The 18,105-nt window shown below is 67.4% G+C and carries 17 protein-coding genes; 8 read left to right on the top strand and 9 right to left on the bottom strand.

Going from position 1 to position 18,105, the window contains the following annotated elements; translation table 11 throughout:
• Positions 1 to 6 precede the first annotated feature (6 nt).
• Together IED13_RS14090 and IED13_RS14085 are read right to left on the bottom strand one after the other, a co-directional pair.
• Positions 7 to 1,095 (bottom strand): quinone-dependent dihydroorotate dehydrogenase, encoded by a 1,089-nt coding sequence (locus IED13_RS14090; RefSeq protein WP_191124533.1) that lies wholly within the window; start codon positions 1,093 to 1,095, stop codon positions 7 to 9.
• Between the two features lie 73 nt (positions 1,096 to 1,168).
• Positions 1,169 to 1,510 (bottom strand): DUF952 domain-containing protein, encoded by a 342-nt coding sequence (locus tag IED13_RS14085; protein WP_191124532.1) that lies wholly within the window; start codon positions 1,508 to 1,510, stop codon positions 1,169 to 1,171.
• A gap of 168 nt (positions 1,511 to 1,678) precedes the next feature.
• Here IED13_RS14085 and IED13_RS14080 point away from each other — a divergent pair, with 168 nt between their 5' ends.
• Complete coding sequence (locus IED13_RS14080) at positions 1,679 to 2,308, top strand: S24 family peptidase (RefSeq protein WP_038360547.1); 630 nt, start codon at positions 1,679 to 1,681, stop codon at positions 2,306 to 2,308.
• Between the two features lie 24 nt (positions 2,309 to 2,332).
• Here the strand turns inward: IED13_RS14080 and IED13_RS14075 are convergent, their stop codons facing one another.
• The 5 genes from IED13_RS14075 to IED13_RS29225 all read right to left on the bottom strand — a co-directional run bounded on the left by IED13_RS14075 (position 2,333) and on the right by IED13_RS29225 (position 9,406).
• Entirely contained in the window at positions 2,333 to 3,787 is a 1,455-nt protein-coding gene (locus IED13_RS14075) for a sensor histidine kinase (RefSeq protein ID WP_051987647.1), read from the bottom strand.
• 10 nt (positions 3,788 to 3,797) lie between these two features.
• On the bottom strand, positions 3,798 to 5,258 hold the full coding sequence (locus IED13_RS14070) for an FAD-dependent oxidoreductase (RefSeq protein WP_191124531.1): 1,461 nt from the start codon (positions 5,256 to 5,258) through the stop codon (positions 3,798 to 3,800).
• A gap of 107 nt (positions 5,259 to 5,365) precedes the next feature.
• Positions 5,366 to 7,696 (bottom strand): putative bifunctional diguanylate cyclase/phosphodiesterase, encoded by a 2,331-nt coding sequence (locus tag IED13_RS14065; protein WP_051987649.1) that lies wholly within the window; start codon positions 7,694 to 7,696, stop codon positions 5,366 to 5,368.
• A gap of 195 nt (positions 7,697 to 7,891) precedes the next feature.
• Complete coding sequence (locus tag IED13_RS14060; protein ID WP_112763052.1) at positions 7,892 to 8,833, bottom strand: enoyl-CoA hydratase-related protein; 942 nt, start codon at positions 8,831 to 8,833, stop codon at positions 7,892 to 7,894.
• A gap of 390 nt (positions 8,834 to 9,223) precedes the next feature.
• Complete coding sequence (locus IED13_RS29225; RefSeq protein WP_038360554.1) at positions 9,224 to 9,406, bottom strand: hypothetical protein; 183 nt, start codon at positions 9,404 to 9,406, stop codon at positions 9,224 to 9,226.
• Between the two features lie 101 nt (positions 9,407 to 9,507).
• Between IED13_RS29225 and murA the strand changes: the two genes are divergently transcribed.
• The 5 genes from murA (at position 9,508) to IED13_RS14030 (ending at position 13,916) form a co-directional block, all read left to right on the top strand.
• Positions 9,508 to 10,797: a UDP-N-acetylglucosamine 1-carboxyvinyltransferase gene (gene murA / locus IED13_RS14050; protein ID WP_191124530.1), complete on the top strand. Its 1,290-nt coding sequence runs from the start codon at positions 9,508 to 9,510 to the stop codon at positions 10,795 to 10,797.
• Between the two features lie 59 nt (positions 10,798 to 10,856).
• Positions 10,857 to 11,300 (top strand): DUF2948 family protein, encoded by a 444-nt coding sequence (locus IED13_RS14045; protein WP_038360557.1) that lies wholly within the window; start codon positions 10,857 to 10,859, stop codon positions 11,298 to 11,300.
• 171 nt (positions 11,301 to 11,471) lie between these two features.
• Positions 11,472 to 12,764 carry a histidinol dehydrogenase gene (hisD, locus tag IED13_RS14040; protein WP_191124529.1) on the top strand — a complete coding sequence of 431 codons (1,293 nt, stop codon included), beginning with the start codon at positions 11,472 to 11,474 and terminating at the stop codon, positions 12,762 to 12,764.
• A 151-nt stretch (positions 12,765 to 12,915) separates the two neighbouring features.
• Positions 12,916 to 13,404, top strand: coding sequence for a UPF0262 family protein (locus IED13_RS14035; protein ID WP_038360563.1), 489 nt, complete (start codon positions 12,916 to 12,918; stop codon positions 13,402 to 13,404).
• Positions 13,405 to 13,511: 107 nt separating this feature from the next.
• Entirely contained in the window at positions 13,512 to 13,916 is a 405-nt protein-coding gene (locus IED13_RS14030; RefSeq protein ID WP_191124528.1) for an arsenate reductase/protein-tyrosine-phosphatase family protein, read from the top strand.
• 5 nt (positions 13,917 to 13,921) lie between these two features.
• Here IED13_RS14030 and IED13_RS14025 read toward each other — a convergent pair whose 3' ends face one another.
• Entirely contained in the window at positions 13,922 to 15,643 is a 1,722-nt protein-coding gene (locus IED13_RS14025; protein ID WP_191124527.1) for a pilus assembly protein TadG-related protein, read from the bottom strand.
• Between the two features lie 31 nt (positions 15,644 to 15,674).
• Positions 15,675 to 16,103 (bottom strand): TadE/TadG family type IV pilus assembly protein, encoded by a 429-nt coding sequence (locus tag IED13_RS14020; RefSeq protein WP_112763049.1) that lies wholly within the window; start codon positions 16,101 to 16,103, stop codon positions 15,675 to 15,677.
• 172 nt (positions 16,104 to 16,275) lie between these two features.
• On the opposite strand from IED13_RS14020, the gene IED13_RS14015 reads away from it, so the two are divergent.
• Complete coding sequence (locus IED13_RS14015; protein WP_113254222.1) at positions 16,276 to 16,650, top strand: hypothetical protein; 375 nt, start codon at positions 16,276 to 16,278, stop codon at positions 16,648 to 16,650.
• Positions 16,647 to 18,104 carry a methyl-accepting chemotaxis protein gene (locus tag IED13_RS14010; protein ID WP_113254221.1) on the top strand — a complete coding sequence of 486 codons (1,458 nt, stop codon included), beginning with the start codon at positions 16,647 to 16,649 and terminating at the stop codon, positions 18,102 to 18,104. The genes IED13_RS14015 and IED13_RS14010 overlap by 4 nt, the downstream gene beginning before the upstream one ends.
• The last annotated feature ends 1 nt before the right edge of the window (position 18,105 follow it).

The following is an 18,105-nucleotide window of genomic DNA, read 5'->3' as shown; positions in this document are numbered from 1 at the left end:
CCGCGGCTAAAGCCCCTCGCCACGCGCGATCGCGGCAGCGTCGCGGCCGATCAGGGCGGTGAGGCGCGGCAGCCCCGCCCGGCGTGCCTGCGCGGCCAGCCCCGTCTTGATCTCCTTGACCAGCCCCGGCCCCTTGAACACCAGCGCCGAATAAAGCTGCACCAGGGTCGCGCCGGCCCGGATCTTGGCGAAGGCGGCCTCGGCCGAATCGATGCCGCCGACCCCGATCAGCGGAAACTGTCCCTCGACGCGCAGGAAGGTCTCGGCCAGGATCTTGGTCGAGGCGGCGAAGAGCGGCTTGCCGGAAAGCCCGCCGGTCTCGGCTTTCGCCGCGTTGCGCAGGCTCTGCGGCCGCGCGACGGTGGTGTTCGAGACGATCATCCCGTCGATGCCGCGCTTGCGCGCGACCGCGACCATGCCGTCGAGCTCGGGCAGCGTCAGGTCCGGCGCGATCTTGAGCAGGACCGGCGTGCGCTTGCCCCCGGCCGCGGCCTCGTCGCGGGCTGCGAGCGTACGCGCCACCAGATCGTCCAGCGCGCTCTCGGCCTGCAGGTTGCGCAGGCCCGGCGTGTTGGGCGAGGAGACGTTGATGGTGAGAAAATCGGCGAGCGGCGCGAGGCGCCGTGCCAGAATCGCGTAATCCGCCTCCCGGTCGGCCGACTCCTTGTTGGCGCCGAGATTGATGCCGACGATGCCGCCGCGTCCCTGCCTGGCCGCGAGACGCCGCGCCATGGCCTCGACGCCCTCGCTGTTGAAGCCGTAGCGGTTGATCACGGCCTCGTCCTCGACGAGCCGGAAGACGCGCGGGCGCGGGTTGCCGGGCTGCGGCAGCGGCGTCACGCCCCCTGCCTCGACGAAGCCGAAGCCCAGCCCCAGCGCGCCGTCGATCGCCTCGGCATGCTTGTCGAAGCCGGCCGCAAGCCCGACCGGATTCGGGAAGGAGAGGCCGAAGGCTTCCATCGCCAGCACGGGGTCGTCGGGAGCCGGCTTCAGCGCCGGCGCCGCCGCCAGCGCCGCGACCGTCAGCCGGTGCGCTGCCTCCGCGTCCATCCGGTGAATCAGGGGGCGGGCGAGATGGAAGAGGCTTGCGAACATGCCGGGGTCTTTAGAGCATCCTACGCGCTGTTGGATATGGATTTTTCGCCGCAGCCGCGAGGCTGTGATGGGCTCAGATCTCGGCCGGAAGCGCGTGGCTGCCGTCGCTCTTCAACGGCAGGGGCATTACCCAGCGCACGGCCTTGGGATCGAGCGACCCATAGAGGTGCGGAAACAGCGCGCCGCCGCGCGACGGCTCGTAGCGCAACGTGGTCCCGAGCCGCGAATCCTCGATCGCGATCAGGAGCAGTCCGTCCTGTCCGGCGAAATGCTTCGCGGCGGTCTCGGCGAGTTGCGTGCCGGTCGAGAAATGGATGTAGCCATCGGCGAGATCGACGGGCGCACCCTCGAAGCGGCCTTTTTCCTCGGCTTCGCGCCAGAGGGCGGCCGGGCATATCTTGTAGATCAGCGGCATCGTTGAGTCTCGTGCGAGAACGGTCATGGACGGTATGGCCAGTGGCAGGAGCTTTCCGCAAGCCATGCCGTGAATGTGGCAAGAATCGGATTGAAATCTTATGAGATAGGGGATATTTCCTATTGCCTATCCCCGCCGAACGGCAAGAGCCATGCGAGGCCCTGAGCGATGCTGTCACATGACCAGATCTGGGGGGCGATCGACACGCTCGCCCAGCGCTATGGCTTCACCGCCTCGGGGCTGGCTCGCAAGGCCGGGCTCGACGCGACGACCTTCAACCGTTCGAAGCGCCTCGGGCCCGATGGCCGCGAGCGCTGGCCCTCGACCGAATCGATCGCCAAGATCCTGGCCGCGACCGGCGCCTCGCTCGACGAGTTCATGAGCGTGGTGCTCAAGCGCGCGCCCGCGCCGGCACGCACCATCCCGCTGATCGGCTTCGCCCAGGCCGGCTCGGGCGGCTTCTTCGACGATGGCGGCTTTCCGGCCGGCACCGGCTGGGAAGAGGTCGCCTTCCCCGGCGTGACCGACGAGAAGGCCTATGCGCTGGAGATCTCGGGCGATTCGATGCTGCCGCTCTATCGCGACGGCGACACCATCATCGTCTCGCCGACCGCGACGGTCCGGCGCGGCGACCGGGTCGTGGTCAAGACGGTGGAAGGCGAGGTGCTGGCCAAGCAGCTCAAGCGCCAGACCGCCAAGACCGTCGAACTCGCCTCGCTCAATCCGGAGCATTCCGACAGGGTGCTGAACCTCGCCGAGATCGCCTTCATGGCCCGCGTGATTTGGGCGAGCCAGTAGCGGCGGGACATCGCGCGCCGCGATTCAGTGCCCGTTGCGGCGCAGCGGCAATGAGACCCGAAAGACGGCTCCGACCGGCGAGGGTTCGAGTTCGATGGTGCCGCCATGGAGCCGGACGAGCTCGGCCGCGACGGCGAGGCCGAGACCGGTGCCGCCGGGCGTGACCGAACCGCGGAAAGCCTGGAACAGATTGGCCTGCGCTCGCAGCGGCACGCCCGGGCCATTGTCGATGACGCGCAGCGTGGCCGAGCCGTTCGCCGGCATCCCGCTCACGGTCAGCATCGGCTGGTTGTCGCCCTCAGTGCCTGCCTGGGTCAGGGCCTGGATGGCGTTGCGCATGAGATTGGTCAGCACGCGGGCCATCTGGTCGGGGTCGCAGGGTGCGACGAGCTCGGCCGGAACCTGATTGTCGAAGCGCAAGTGCCTGTTGTCGGAGAGCCCCAGCAATTCGGCCTGCTCGGCGACGAGCTGGCGCAGCGCTACCTGCCTGATCGCGGGCGTCGCCTCGGCCGCGCGGCCATAGGCGAGGGTGGCCTGGCAGAATTCGATGGCGCGTCCCAGCGTCGCGATCAGCCGGGGCGCGAAGCGCCTGATCTTGGCGTCGCGCGTCTCGACGAGCTGGTCCGACATGAGCTGCGCTGCGGCGAGCATGTTGCGCAGATCGTGATTGATCTTGCTGACGGCGAGCCCGAGCTCGGCGAGATGCTTCTTGGTGCGCAGCTCGTCTGCGAGCGTCCCCTGCATGCGGGCGAGCGCGCGCTCGGCCTCGCCGATCTCGTCGGCCCTGAGCGAGGGCTCGATGATCCGCTGCGGGTTTTCCGGATCGGCCTCGAACTCCATCACATTGGCGGCGAGCTGCCGGATCGGCCCGACGATCAGCGCGTTGAGCGCGATATAGACGGCAAGCGCGGTGAGCCCGGTCAGCAAGAGCGAGATCAGCAGCAGGCTCCAGGAGAATTTCAGCATCGCCCGCCGCAGCGGCGCCTCGTCGATGACGATCTCGACGAAATCCGCCCCGCCGACGGCCTCGCCGACGACGCGGATCGGCATGGTGGCGGGCGCGACCAGCACCGAGATCGCCTCGCGGATCGAGGTCCACCAGTCGAGATTGCGCAGGTCCACGGAGCGCGAGACCTCGGGCGGAGGCATCGAATCCAGGCTGAGCAGCCGGCGGGCGCCGGCGACGCGGGCCGCGATGGAGCGGGCGCCGACGCCCATGAGCAGCCGGTTCTCGCTGCCTTCCGGCAACCCGTCCTCGGGGGCGCCCTCCAGCACCAGCGCCGCGACCTGCGCCGCGGCGATCCGGTCGTTCAGCCAATTGCGCCGGAAATTCGCGATGGAGGGGACGTAGATCAGCACCTCCGCCAGCATCACGAACAGCACGGTGACGAGCAGGAGCTTGGCCGAAAGACCGAGCCGGGTCAGGCCGCGCGGTACGCTGATCGACAGGTTGTGTCTGGGCAGGCCGGGTGGATGCATCGACCCAATCTTAGCCGAAACGGCGCAGAAAGCCGATGAGCCTGCGCAGGCGCGGGCTCGTCGTGGCGGAGGCGAGGAAGCTGAGCGCCGCACGCCGCGACGCATCGGAGGCCGCCAGCTCCGGAAGGGCGATCCCGGCCATGGCCTTGACGTCGAGCCCGGCGTTCAGCGCGACGCACCAGGGCGCGATCAGCTCGCCTGCGCCATCGCCGACGATGGTGACGGCGCGCAGCCGCCCTTTCCGGTCAGTCACGAGCTTGACATAGCCCTCGGTCCGTCCGGCCGCGATTGCCGCCGGCACCTCGGCGAAGGGCCAGCGCAGGAAGCGCAGCGTGCCCGGCCGCGCATCCTTGACGGCGCGCCAGTCGCCGATGGAGGCGATCTCCGGCCGGCTCCAGGCGATGCGGGGATTGCCGCTCGGATCGAGCGAGCCCTTTTGACGGAACAGGACGCTGCGCAGCACGATGCCGACATGGTCGTTGCCCGCAAGCTCGCGGGAGCCGGCCGCGGCGCCGCCGGCGCAGCTCCCCAGCGCATGGACCCGGCGATTGGCCGTCCGCAGGCTGCGGTCGACCACCACGCCGTCCGCATCGCTGCGGATGCCGCCGAGATCGAGGTCGAGCGCTTCGATATCGGCCCGCCTGCGGCCGGCGACGAGGATATGCGAGGCTTCGAGCGTCCCCTCTCCCGACAACCCGGCGAGGGTCAGTTTGAACCCGGACCGGCGGTTCTCGACCCGCACCGCCTCGCTGTCCTCGTGCAGCGTCACGCCTTCCCGCAGCAGCTTCTGCCGCAGGATCATCACCGCCTCGGCATCATGCTCCGGCAGAATCCCGGCAGGGCAGATCAGCGCGACGGTGCTGCCGAGGCGACGGAAAGCCTGGGCGAGGGCGACGGCGGGGCCGCTGCCGCCCAGGACGACCAGCCGTCCCGGCAGACGCGTCAGTTCGGACAGCGCGTCCTCGCTCAGGATGAGTGCCGGATTGAGCTCGGCCAGCCCCGGCAATGCGGGGATGTCCGGCCGCGATCCGGTCGCGATGGCGAAGCGGCGGGCCTTGATGGCGATGTCGCCGACCTGAACGCTGCCGCGGTCGATGAAGCGGGCCTCGCCCTGGATCAGATGGATGCCGAGTGCCTTGAGCCGCTCCGGCTGCTGGTTGGTGGCGGTCGTGGCCAGCGCCCGTTGCACATGGTCGTGAATCAGCGCGTCGTTGACCTCAGGCACCTCGACCGGGACGCCGAGCCGGCCGGCTTCGCGCATGTCCTGGATGCGGGCGGCGGCCTCGACCAGCGCCTTGGTGGCGAGCGACGTCGTTCGCCCGCCCGTCGCCTGACGGTCGATCAGCACGACCGGCGCGCCGAAGGCCGCTGCCGCGATCGCCAGCGCGATGCCGTTGGCGCCGGCGCCGATGACGCAAAGATCGGGTGTCAACGCGGCGGGTTTCGCCGCCTTGGCCTTGGCATTGCTCACCGGGTGATCCGCTCCGCCTGCTGTCCCCATCGCTGATGCGTTGTCGAGTGGGCGGAATCAAGGCCGATTTGGCAAAGGCCGGCCTGGCGGGAGATCGTTCGGACGTCTCAGGCGACGCTGCGGTTGCCGCCGCCCTGCTTGAGGTTGGAAAGGCTCTCCGGCCTGCCGAACAGATAGCCCTGGGCGCGATGGGCGCCGAGAAGCTGCACCGCGATGCGCTGCTGTTCGGTCTCGATGCCTTCGACCACCACGTTCATCTGCAGCCGGCGCGCGAGCTGGCAGACCGCCTCGATGATGGCCTTGGGGGCTTCGCTGTTGTGCACGTCGCGCGCGAAGCTCTGGTCGATCTTGACCTGCGCGATCGGGTAGGTCGAGAGATAGGCGAGGGCGGAATAGCCCGTGCCGAAATCGTCCAGGGCGAAGCTCACGCCGAGTGCCCTGAGTTCCTCGAGCACGGAGAGCGTGAGCTTGTTGTCCTCGATCAGCAGCGATTCCGTGATCTCGAGCGTCAGCCGCCGCGAGCTGAGGCCGGAGGCGATCAGCGCCTCCTTCACCGTGTCGATAAGGCGCCGCGGCTCGCGGAATTGCAGCGGCGAAACATTGACCGAGACGCTGATTCCCGGCTCCCAGCCGGCGGCGTCCTTGCAGGCCTGCCGGATGGCCCAGTCGCCCATGGCCGCGATCAGCCCGGACTGCTCGGCGATGGGGATGAAGACGCCGGGAGGAACCATGCCGCGAACCGGATGGCGCCAGCGCATCAGCGCCTCGCGCGACACGGCCACCTGCGTCTTCAGGTCGACGATGGGCTGGTAGAAGAGTTCGAGCGAGCCGTCGACGCTGGCCTTGCGGAGGTCGACCTCGATCTCGTGCCGCTCCATCATCTCCTCGGCCATGGCCGGGTTGAAGAACATCAGCATGTTGCGGCCGGCGGATTTCGCCTTGTAGAGCGCGGTGTCGGCGTGGCGCAGCAGGTCGGCCGACGACGCGCCGTCGACGGGCGCCATCGCGATGCCGATGCTGGCCGTGACGTAGACGGTCTTCCCGTCGACGTCGAAGGAGCGCGTCATGCTGTCGATCATGCGCTGGGCAACGGCCGTGACCACCGCATGGTCGGCGGAGGGCAGGATGAGCAGGAACTCGTCGCCGCCGAAGCGCGCCAGCATGTCGTTGCTGCGGATTGCGCTGCGCAGCCGGCTGGCGGTCTCCATCAGGACCTGGTCGCCGATATCGTGCCCCAGGCTGTCATTGACCTGCTTGAAGCCGTCGAGATCGACATAGAGCAGCGCGAAGGTCTCGCCCGTCCGCTCGAGCCGCGCGAAAGCCTCGTCGATATGCCGGTTGTACTCGAAGCGGTTCGCAAGCCCGGTCAATTCGTCGAAGCGGGCCATCTGCTCGATGCGGGCTTCCGTCCGCTTCCGCTCGGTCGCGTCCTCCGTCAGCATCAGGATGCCGCCTTCGGCGGCCGGGGCGAAGGTCACGACGAGCACGAGGCCGCCACGGGTGACGACCTCCTGGCTGGCGGCCTGCTGTGTCGACTGCACGGTGACCAGGGCCGAGCGGATGTCGCGCAATTGCTCGGAGCTGATGACCTGCCGCTCGACCAGGAAGCGCGCGATCGCCGTCAGCGGCGTGCCGGGCAGGGCGAGCGTCTCCGGCAGGCCGTAGAGCGCGCTGTGCGGGGCGTTGCTGACGGCGAGCTTGAGGCTGCGGTCGAACATCGCCAGCCCGTCGATCATGGTGTTGAGCGCCGCATCCAGCGTCAGGTTCTGCGAATGCAGCGCGGTGGCGAGCGCCTTCGACTGCTTCGTCGCGTCGCTCAGCGCGAGCAGGTTGCGATGGAGCGAGTTGGTGATCGCGATATTGGCCGCCACGTACAGGAAGGCGAAATAGCCGATATATTTGTAATAGGGATTGCTGGCCGCGATCAGGCCGATGGCCATCGGGACGCAGAAGGTCAGCAGCTGGACCGCGACGAATTTCGGCCGCCCGGCATTGCGCGAGACATAGCCCGAGGCCAATGCGATCGTCGACGACACCGAGGTGATGTGAGCGGCGGGGTCGTCGGTGTGGACGAGCGCGACGTAGCAGCTGTAGCCGAGCACGGCGCTGAAGGCCGTCGCCCCGAGGAAATAGTCGCGATCCCAGCGCCGCGTCTGGGCATAGTTGTCATGCGCATGGTTGCGGCGCCGATAGGTGATGACGGTCGAGATGCGCAGCACGACGACGAGGGCCACCAGCAACGTCAGCTGGATGAAGATGTCGGACCCGGTCGAAATCCAGCAGAGAAAGGGCGTGAGGATGCCGGCGATCCCGCCGGGAATGATGGAGGCGGGCGAGGAGAACAGGGAATTGACCAGCAGGGTATAGCCGGTCAGGTCGAAATCATCGCCCCGGTCGCGCTGTCCTGTGGCGATCAAACGCTGGAAAGCGTCTGCCATTCACTCCTGCCTTTGCCACCTCTGGCGGCTCGATGCGTGAGATTTCCGGACGTCCCACGTGATCTGAAGCTGTAGGCGAGTAGAAGTAAATGCTTCGTGAGATTCTGGTCCAATCTTCGATCAGGCGTGCGGATGACGCAACGCCATATATCCTCCCGATTGAATTGTCGGAAGTTTTACAGTCGGCGGTAGGCGTCAGGCGGTTTCCGCCTGACGCTGATAGACGCGCGCCAGCATCCGGTCCTGAGTCTGCGCGATGCGCTGCAGCTTCGAGATCGCGCTCGGGCTCAGGCGCAGCATGCAGTCGGTCCAGATCTGGCCGAGATGGGACAATTCCTCGCGCAGATCGCCGGCGCGGCGGTTGAAGGCCCTGAAGAGAGCCGTCCTGGCGGCATGGATCGGCAGGGTATCGGCGCAGTACTTGCGGATCCAGGCCTCGCCGGTCCCGGTCGGCACGACGGCCTCGAGCCCGCCGGCCTCCATGAAGGCCTCGGCGCTCATTTCCTCGCCGGACATCAGCAGCTTCTCCGCCGCGCGTGGGCCCATCCGCCGCGACAGGATCGCTACGGCCGTGATCGGGAAATGGTTGAACTTGATCTCCGGATAGACGAACGAGGCCTGCTCCTCGGCGATCATGACGTTGCATGAGCGCGGCGCGTCGATGCCGCCGCCGATCGCCTTGGCATGGATCGTCGACAGCGTCACCACGAGCCCGTTCAGGCCGCCGGTGTTCCAGATCGCGCCCTCGGCCGAGAGGCGCGCATATTCCGCCAGGGCCGCGCGGTCGTTCTTCGCCAGGCAATCCAGGTAGAAGTCGAGATCGCCGCCCAGCGTGAAGAAGGGGCCGGTTCCGCGGAAGGCGAGGAAGCGCACCGGTGCACGGTGATACTGGTCGGGCGCGCCCCAGAGCGCGACGATCGCGCTCTGGATCTTCACCAGGCTGTCGAGCAACTGCAGCGTGAAGACTGGTTTCAGCTCGGGTCGGATCGTCACCCAGAGCGTTTTGATCGCCGATTCATAGGCGATTTCCACCTCTGGCAGAAATCCCGCCTTGTAACGAATGGCGTCGATCACCTCGCAGCTCTCGATGAGCGCAGAGCCGGCATGATCTCCATTCATCGTGAAGGACTCGAGCATGACGCAATCCCCGCAATATCGACATAGTCAGGGTAAACGAGCTTAACAAACTGTAAACGCATTCCGGCGGAAATGGTTAATTTCATTAATATTTCCGATTTACCTATCGTCATGGTTTCCCTCGGATGCGCGTCTGTCGCGTCCACCCGGCAAAAAACGGGCCTCGGAGCTCGGCCAAAGATCGTGCAATAAAATTGCGAGATTTGTTGATTAATGGGCTAAAAATGGTTTCGTTGCGGCTGTCTGCGAAACCTTCGGGCGCGTCCGATTCCAGCGAGCGCGCGGCTGTCCATGCGTTGTCACGGAACGGCACGGAACCGGCGCCGCCATGGCACAGCTGCGTCCCACGGCCCGCTTTGCGGCCGCGCTTGTCCGCGGCCGGCTGTCCGGCTAACCATGATGCCGCGAATTCGCCGCGTTCCCGCGTTCAAACACCGATGCCGAGTTGATGCCGTGACTCGCCAGACCGCCGACGACGAGAAGCAGGCGCGCCTTGCCGCCGCCCTTCGCGAGAACCTGAAGCGCCGCAAGGCGCAGGCTCGCGCTCGCCGTGTGGAGGAGGCGCAAGCGCATGAACCGGCGCCGCCAGCTCAGGCCGACACTCCGCGGACCTGATTTTCCCGATTTCCACGCGCCGCGGGCCCTTGACCCCGCCGGCCGAGCAGGACCTGACGATGGACAAGATCCGCATCACCGGCGGCCAGCGCCTCAATGGCGCCATCCCGATTTCCGGCGCCAAGAACGCCGCCCTGCCGCTCATGATCGCGAGCCTGCTGACGGACGAGACGCTGACGCTGACCAATGTCCCGCGTTTGTCCGATGTCACCGCCCTGTCGCGCATCCTCTCCAACCACGGCGTCGACCGCACCGTCGCCGGCAAGCGCATCGGCCAGTCGGCCGAGACCGGTCAGACGATCTCGCTGACCGCGCGCCAGATCGTCGACACCTGCGCGCCCTACGAGCTGGTCTCGACCATGCGGGCGAGCTTCTGGGTCATCGCGCCGATCCTGGCGCGCATGGGCGAGGCCAAGATTTCGCTGCCGGGCGGCTGCGCCATCGGCACCCGCCCGGTCGACCTGCTGCTGATGGCGCTGGAGAAGCTCGGCGCCGAGATCGTCATCGAGAACGGCTATGCGCTGGCGCGGGCGCCTAAGGGGCTGAAGGGCGGCGAGATCGTCTTCCCGAAGGTGACGGTCGGCGGCACGCATACCGCGCTGATGGGCGCCGTCCTCGCAGAGGGCACGACCGTGATCGAGAACGCGGCGCGTGAGCCCGAGGTCACCGATCTCGCGGCCTGCCTCGTCAAGATGGGCGCCAAGATCGAGGGGGCGGGGACCTCGCGGATCGTCGTCACCGGCGTCGCGCGCCTGGGTGGCGCTCACCATGCCGTCCTGCCTGACCGCATCGAGACCGGCACCTATGCCATGGCCGTCGCCATGACCGGTGGCGATGTCATGCTCGAGGGTGCCCGCGCCGACCTGCTCCAATCGGCGCTCGACGCGCTGGTGAGGGCCGGCGTCGATATCAGCGAGACGAACGAGGGCATCCGCGTGCGCCGCAACGGCCACGGCATCGATGCCGTCGATGTCGACACCGATCCCTTCCCCGGCTTCCCGACCGATCTGCAGGCGCAGTTCATGGCGCTGATGACCAAGGCCAAGGGCACCTCGCGCATCCGCGAAACCATCTTCGAGAACCGCTTTATGCATGTGCAGGAGCTCGCCCGCCTCGGTGCCAGGATCCGGCTCGACGGCGATGTCGCCCATGTCGAGGGCGTCCGGAAGCTGACCGGCGCGCCGGTGATGGCGACCGATCTGCGCGCCTCGGTCTCGCTCGTGATCGGCGGTCTCGCCGCCGAGGGCGACACCACGATCAACCGGGTCTATCACCTCGATCGCGGCTTCGAGGCGCTGGAGGCCAAGCTCGGCCGTTGCGGCGCCGTCGTCGAGCGCATCAGCAGCTGATTGCGGGCTCCCGATTTTAGGTTGTTGATTTTCTTGAGGCGGCTCGTCAGAACAATCTCATGTCTGACGATGCCGCCGAACCGCTGAAGCTCGTCGCGCTCGACGCCGACGACCTCGCCATTGTCTCCGCCCATCTTCAGGATGCGGTGCTGAAGACGGCAGATATCGTCTATCTGCCGTCCGAGAAGCGCTTCGCCCTCGCGGCGCGCCGCTTCGACTGGGAGGGCGCGGCGCATGGCAAGCGTCGCCGCCGGCTGGCCGCGCTGCATTTCGACCGCGTGCTCGCCGTCCGCAGCGCCAGGCTCGATCAGGCAGAGCCCGGCAAGGTGCTGAACCTGCTGGCGATCACCTTCGACCATAGCGCGGAGCCTGCCGGCGACGTGACGCTGCACTTCTCGGAAGGGGCCGCAATCCGGCTCTCCGTCGAATGCGTCGAGGCCCAGATGAAGGATCTCGGCCCGGTCTGGGAAGCGGTGGCGACGCCCGGCCATCCGGACACCTGAGCGCGCCGCTTTTCCTCCGGCGACAACTTTAATCGCCGCCACCCTTCGTCTAAAGAACGCGCGTCATCCCGGACAAGCGGCTTCGGCCGCGTCGGTCCGCCTGGGATGGCGGTTGCTGGTTCGGCTTTTTTCCCGGAAGCGCGGTCCGGTCTGCCAATAGCGAGGATATCCATGCCGATCAGGCTCGACGACCGCGATGCGCGCTTTGCCGAGGGCTTCGCGGCACTGCTTTCCGCCAAGCGCGAGGTCTCCGAGGAGGTCGATCGCGTTGCCGCCGACATCATCGCCGAGGTCCGCGCCAGGGGCGATGCGGCGCTGATCGCCTATACCAGCCGCTTCGATGCCCTCGATCTGGCGCCGCGGACGCTGCGTGTCAGCGAAGCCGAGATCGACGCCGCCGTCGCGGCCTGCTCGCCGGAGCTGCTGGAAGCGCTGGAAACGGCGCGTGCGCGCATCGAGACCTATCACCGCCGTCAGAAGCCCGAAGACTCCTGGGTGAAGGACGAGGCGGGCGTCGAGAGCGGCTGGCGCTGGAGCGCCATCGAGGCCGTCGGCCTCTATGTGCCGGGCGGCACGGCGAGCTACCCCTCCTCGGTGCTGATGAACGCGATCCCCGCCAAGGTCGCCGGCGTGCCGCGCATCGTCATGGTCGCGCCGACGCCGCGCGGCGAGACCAACCCGCTCGTCCTCGCAGCGGCCCGGCTCGCCGGCGTCGACGAGGTCTACCGCATCGGCGGCGCGCAGGCCGTCGCGGCGCTGGCCTATGGCACGGAAACGATCGCGCCCGTCGCCAAGATCGTCGGCCCCGGCAATGCCTATGTCGCGGCCGCCAAGCGCCGCGTCTTCGGCCAGGTCGGCATCGACATGATCGCCGGCCCCTCCGAAGTCCTTGTCATCGCCGACCGGACCGCCAATCCCGACTGGATCGCGGCCGATCTTCTGGCGCAGGCCGAGCACGACGTTTCCGCCCAGTCGATCCTGATGACCGACGATGCCGCGCTCGCCGCCGAGGTGGAGAAGGCCGTCGCGGCCCAGCTTGCGACGCTGCCGCGCGCCGGGATCGCCGGAAAGAGCTGGCAGGATTTCGGCGCGATCCTGCTCGTTGCCGATCTGGAGGCGGCCGTGCCGCTGGTCGACCGCCTCGCGCCGGAGCATCTCGAGATCATCACCGAACATCCCGAGCGTCTTGCCGGCCTCATCCGCAATGCCGGCGCGATCTTTCTCGGCGGTCATACGCCCGAGGCGATCGGCGATTATGTCGGCGGCCCCAACCATGTGCTGCCGACCGCCCGCTCGGCCCGCTTTTCATCCGGTCTCGGCGTCGGCGATTTCATGAAGCGCACCTCGCTGCTGAAATGCGGGCCGGAGGGGCTGCGCAGGCTCGCACCCGCCGCCACGCAATTGGCCGAAGCGGAGGGCTTGCAGGCGCATGGCCGTTCCGTGACGATCAGGCTCAATCTCTAGAGACGGATTCGGTCGGATTGAATCGGCCCGATCGGTGAATCCGTCTCTCGATGTTTGATAGAGAAAGCGTGATCCGATCAGATCGCGTTGCAATCTGACCGGCGCATTCTTTCGGCGCTGCCGAAAGGGCCGTGCCGTAACAGGAGGAGCGATGTCGGCCGTCCCGTCTTCGGAAAAGCAGTCCCTCGTCGGCGTCACCCTTGATGAATCCTCGCTCGGGCGCGGCTCGCCCGATCAGGAGCACGAGCGCGCCATCGCGATCTACGATCTGATCGAGCGCAACCGCTTCAACGTACCGGGTCATGAGGGCGGGCCCTACCTCGCCCATCTCGCGCTGGTCGAGCGCCGCCTCGTCTTCGACATCAAGGAGTCGGACGGGTCTGCGGTCGTCACGCACCATCTCTCGCTCAGCCCGTTCCGGCGCATCGTCAAGGACTACGAGCTGATCTGCGAGAGCTACTATGCCGCGATCCGCACCCAGACGCCCGAGCAGATCGAGGCGATCGACATGGGCCGCCGCGGCCTGCACGACGAGGCGGCGGCCATCCTCGTCGATCGGCTGTCGAACAAGGTGGAGATCGACTTCGATACCGCCCGGCGCCTGTTCACGCTGATCTATGCGCTGCACTGGAAAGGCTGACGCGCTTGGAGCAGAAAGCATTTTCGAGCGAAGTGGCTACCGGTTCGCCTGAAGAAAATGCGCCGAATGCATGGACCGCTCCGCGCAAGGTCCAGAGCGTGCTCTTCATGTGCGCGATGAACGCCGTGCGCTCGCCGATGGCGGAAGCCCTGGCCAAGCATTTCTTCGGCAAGTCGATCTACGTCCAGTCGGCCGGTGCGCGGAAGGGGGAGATCGACGGCTTCGCCCGGGAGGTTCTCGAAGAGATCGGCATCGATCTCAGCCGCCACAAGCCGAAATCGGTGGAGGAGCTGGAGGAATGGGAGGGGCTCAATTTCGACCTCATCGTGTCGCTCTCGCCGGAGGCTCACCACAGGGCTCTGGAGCTGACCCGGACGCTGGCGGCCGAGGTCGAATACTGGCCGACCATGGACCCCACCCTCGTCCAGGGCTCGCGCGAGCAGAAACTCGACGCCTATCGTGACCTGCGTGACGGATTGACCCGGCGCATCAAGGAGAGGCTCAGGAGCTGAGGGCGTTACCGCACCAGCACCGCCCCGCCGCAGCGCACGCCCGTCACCCAGCTATCGGCCTGGCCGAGCCCGATGCCGAGCGTGCCGAGAACGCCGTTGAGCAACTGGTCGAGCGGCGTCACGGCCTTGCCGACGATGCCGCTGACCAGCCCGTCGAGCCCGGGCAGGCCGATGCCCAGACCCAGCGCCTCGACCCGCAATTCGAGATCGCCGACGAGGCGGCCGAGCAGCGTCGCGACGAAATCCTGGGTCGAGGTCGTCTTCTTGTCGCCGCGCAGGATCTCGGCATAGCTGAAGGTGACCGGCGTGTCGGCCAGGTTCGTCATCGTCACATGGGCGCGGGCGCTGACCTTGGCGAGACCGGCGACGTTGACCAGCGTCGCGGCCGGCGGGTTGGGCGCGGTGCTGAAATTGTTGAACTCGGTCATCGAGACCTGGCCGATCCAGGCATCGACCAGCGCCGGCCTCACCCCCAGCGTCACGCGCGAGGTCGAGACGTCGCCGGGCGAGCACTGCACCGCGTTGAGCTTCGCGGTCGCGGCGGCGAGTTCCAGATAGACCGGCAGCCGCACGAGCGAGGCGGCGCCCGAGCCGATGAGGTCGACGGTCAGCAGCAGGCGGGTCTGCGCCGTATGGACACTCGATCCCGTCCGGCCGACCCGGACCATCGGGCTGCCGACCGGCCGCTCGCCGATGCCGAGCTTGAGGTTGATCGCGGCGATGCCCGGCAGGTTGAGCGCAAGTCCGACATCGATCTGCCGCTTGCCGTTGGCGATCTGCGCCACCGCCGAGACGATGTCGAGCGCCGAGACGGACGCTGCGAGCGGCTTCGGCCCCGAGGCCGGCCGGTCGCCGGCCGGGCCGAAGGAGACGAGCTGGGACAGGTCGACCGGCAGGCCGCTGGCGGCGACCGAGGCGAGCTTGCCCAGCGCGGCGGTGGCGGTGCCGCTGCGCGCGTCGTTGTCGCGCGAGGCGTCGACGATCGCGGAGAGCACGTCGCCGAGCCGCGCATTGGCCTTCAGCACGTCGTCATAGCTGGCCGCGGTGAGGTTGAGCCGCGTCGCCAGATGTTTCGAGAAATCGAAGAGATCGACCCGCGCCTTGATCAGCGCTTCATAGTCCATCACCGACAGCGAGACGCCGCCGCCGAGCAGGCTGCTCAGCAGACCGTTGAGCAAGCCGCCCTCGAGCTTGACGAGGCGCGAGCCGATCGCGAAGGAGGCCTGCGCATCCTGATAGGCGATGGCGCTGCTGCCGATCGGCACCTCGCCCGTATCGAGGCTCGCCTGGATCGGCGCCACCTTGGTGCCGGGCTCCGGCTTCGTCGTGGTGGAGGCGGCCAAGGCGCGCCCGAGCAGCAGCGGCGTCGTCATCCGCATGTCGATCCTGACGGCGTTCGCCGTGGCGGCCGGCCCCGACACGAAGCGGTCTTCGGCAGCCTTGGCCGGGTCGGGGGTATAGACGCCCGGCTGGATGGCCCGGATGTTGCCGTTCTGGAAGCCGTTCTGCGTCACGCTCGCCTGTGCGGCTGCCTGCGCCCGGGGGATGTCGCTCGCCGCGGCCAGCGCCGCGAGGTCGTTTGCGGTCTGCAGCCTGCGCTTTTCGTAGAAGAAGCTGCCGACATCCACCGCCATCGCCCCGAAGCCCAGCAGGGCGACCAGCGAGAAGGCGAAGAGGATGGCGGTGGCGCCGCGCTCGTCGCTTGCGAAATTCCGGAATTTGCGCATATCGAGGCCTCCCCAGCCCGAAATGACGAATTCAGTAGCCGCCGCGTTGCACCACCGCGCGGCGTTCGATCAGAGGGGGCGGCAGCGCTGCCAGCCGGCTGAGCTGGTCGTAGACCGTGCCGCTCATGTCGTAGCTGACCGCGATCTCGAAGCTTTGCTGCTGTGGCCCGGTCTGGCTTGTGCGGACCTTCACCTTCGACGGGTCGATGAAGGCATAGGCCTGGGCGTTGGCCGCGACGTAGTCCTTCGCGATCTGGGCCCTTTCGGTATCGCTCAGCCCCGCCACGGAAGAACGGGCCGCCTCGGCCGCGATCTGTTGAATACTGTGATAGATGCCGAAGACGTAGCCGTAGCCCATGATGCCGAAGAGCAGGATCAGCAGCACCGGCGCGACGAAGGCGAACTCGATGGCGCTCGTCCCGCCTTCGTCCCTTGTCAAACGTTCTAGCGAAGCAGCCATAGGAGAGCTCCAGCAAAGATCGCTCTCATAGGTTGTATTTTTCGCGTTTATGAACCCTTAACAGGCGGATTTAAGCGGGATTTTGCTTGGTGAAAGATTTTGAACTTAAGTAAAATTTTACCGGGTTGCCGTTGCGTGGAGCGTGTTGCTTGCGCCCGGAAATGCCACGCCCATGCCTGCCGTCTGTGCCGCGAAAATCCCCCCGGCCGACGGCCGCAGCCAGGAGCTCACGGCTCCAGCTGCGCTCCTGCTTGTCGCGCTCAGCGTGTTCGTCGGCATCGGCGTTTTCGCGAGCTTGCCCGGCGCTGATGGCCGCGACGAGCCCGTCGCCATCGTGTTCCCCTTCTGGATGGCGAGAGACGAAGCGCTGGCGCGCAGTTTCGAGGCGGGCGAGCGCGTGCTGCGAACGGGGCGGCTCGGCTCCATCGTGGTGACGGTTCCGGGCTCCCGCTCGGGAGAATTGCCGCGCGGTGCCTGGTTTTCATTGCGGCTGGCGGGGCTCGCAGGCTGTCTCGACAGTCAATCCTTAGCGGAAGAGCGGCAATGAACTGGTCTCTACGGCTCGTCCGGCGTCGCGTCGGCCTGTCGCTGATCGCATTGGCGCTGCTTCATGTGCCGCTGCTCATGCTCAGCTTCTGGATTCACGGCCAGTCCGGCCTCGCGCCGATCCTGATCATCGCGATCGCGGCCGCGATCCTGCCGGTTCTCTACCGTGTGGCGGGCATGGCGCTGGTGACGCAGCTGGCCATCGTGGTGGTTCTGATCGGGCAGGTGTCCGCACTGGTCTACAGCTTCGCCGGCCATCCGTGGCAGCCGGACATGCATATGTATTATTTCGCGGTGCTGGCGCTTCTGGCGGGCTTCTGCGACTGGCGGCCGATCATTCTGGGCGCGGCCCTGACCGCGCTGCACCATCTGGTTCTTCAATATGTCCTGCCGGCCGCCGTCTTCTATCAGGGCGGCAGCATTCTGCGGGTTCTCCTGCATGCGGTGATCGTGGTCATCGAAACCGCGTTCCTCGCGACCTTCGCGGTTTTCCTGCAGCGCCGGCTCCAGGAGAGCGAGGCGGGCCTCGCCCACGCGCAGGAAGTGGCCGAGCGCGAAAGGCGGGCGACGGAAAAGGAGAAGGCGCTGTCGGAGGAGATGGGGCGCCGGGCAGAGGCGCTGCAGGCGCTCGTCTCGCGCTTTCGCCACCAGATGGAGCAGGCCATGGCGATGCTCGATCACTCGGCCGAGAACATGAAGGTGAAGGCAAGTGCCCTGACGCAGACCTCCGACCGGGCGCGCGGACAGACCGCGCTGGTCGCCGACGCCGCGGCGGGCACGATGGGGAGCATCGACCAGCTTTCGGCCGCCAGCACCGAACTCGCGGCCTCGATCGCGGAGATCGGCCGCAATGCCGACGAATCCGCCAACGGCTCCAAATCCACGGCCGAGCTGGCGCGCCATGCCAGCCGCGAGATCCAGGATCTCGCCGGACGCAGCCAGGATGTCGGCGCGGTCGTCGAGATCATCCGCGGCATCGCCTCCCAGACCAGCATGCTGGCCCTGAACGCGACGATCGAGGCGGCGCGCGCCGGCGAGATGGGGCGCGGCTTCGCCGTGGTCGCCAGCGAGGTCAAGACGCTCTCCGCCCAGACCGCGAAGGCGACCGACGAGGTATCGGCCCATATCGGGGCGATGCAGGATGCGACCCAGCGCTCGCTCCGGGCGATCCGCGAGATCGTCGAGGCCGTCGGCGAGGTCGAGAGCGTTGCCAATGCGATCGCCCTGTCGGTGGACGAGCAGAGCCGGGCGACCTCCGAGATCGCCTATCAGGTGCGCCTGTCCTTCGAGGGCGCGCAGCGCAGCGCCGACATCGCGGGTGGCTTCGAGGCCATGACGGTCGAGACGCATGGCGCGGCCGAGAATCTGCAGGAGACGGCCGCCGGTCTCGCGCGGCAGGCCCAGACCATCCGGCAGGATGTCGCGGTCTTCTGCAACAACGTCGCCGCCGCCTGAT

Origin of the sequence: Allobosea spartocytisi (assembly GCF_014764685.1) — a bacterium.
Classification (GTDB): domain Bacteria; phylum Pseudomonadota; class Alphaproteobacteria; order Rhizobiales; family Beijerinckiaceae; genus Allobosea; species Allobosea spartocytisi.
Note: the sequence above shows the minus strand (reverse complement) of the source record. Positions and strands in the feature narration are given on the sequence as shown.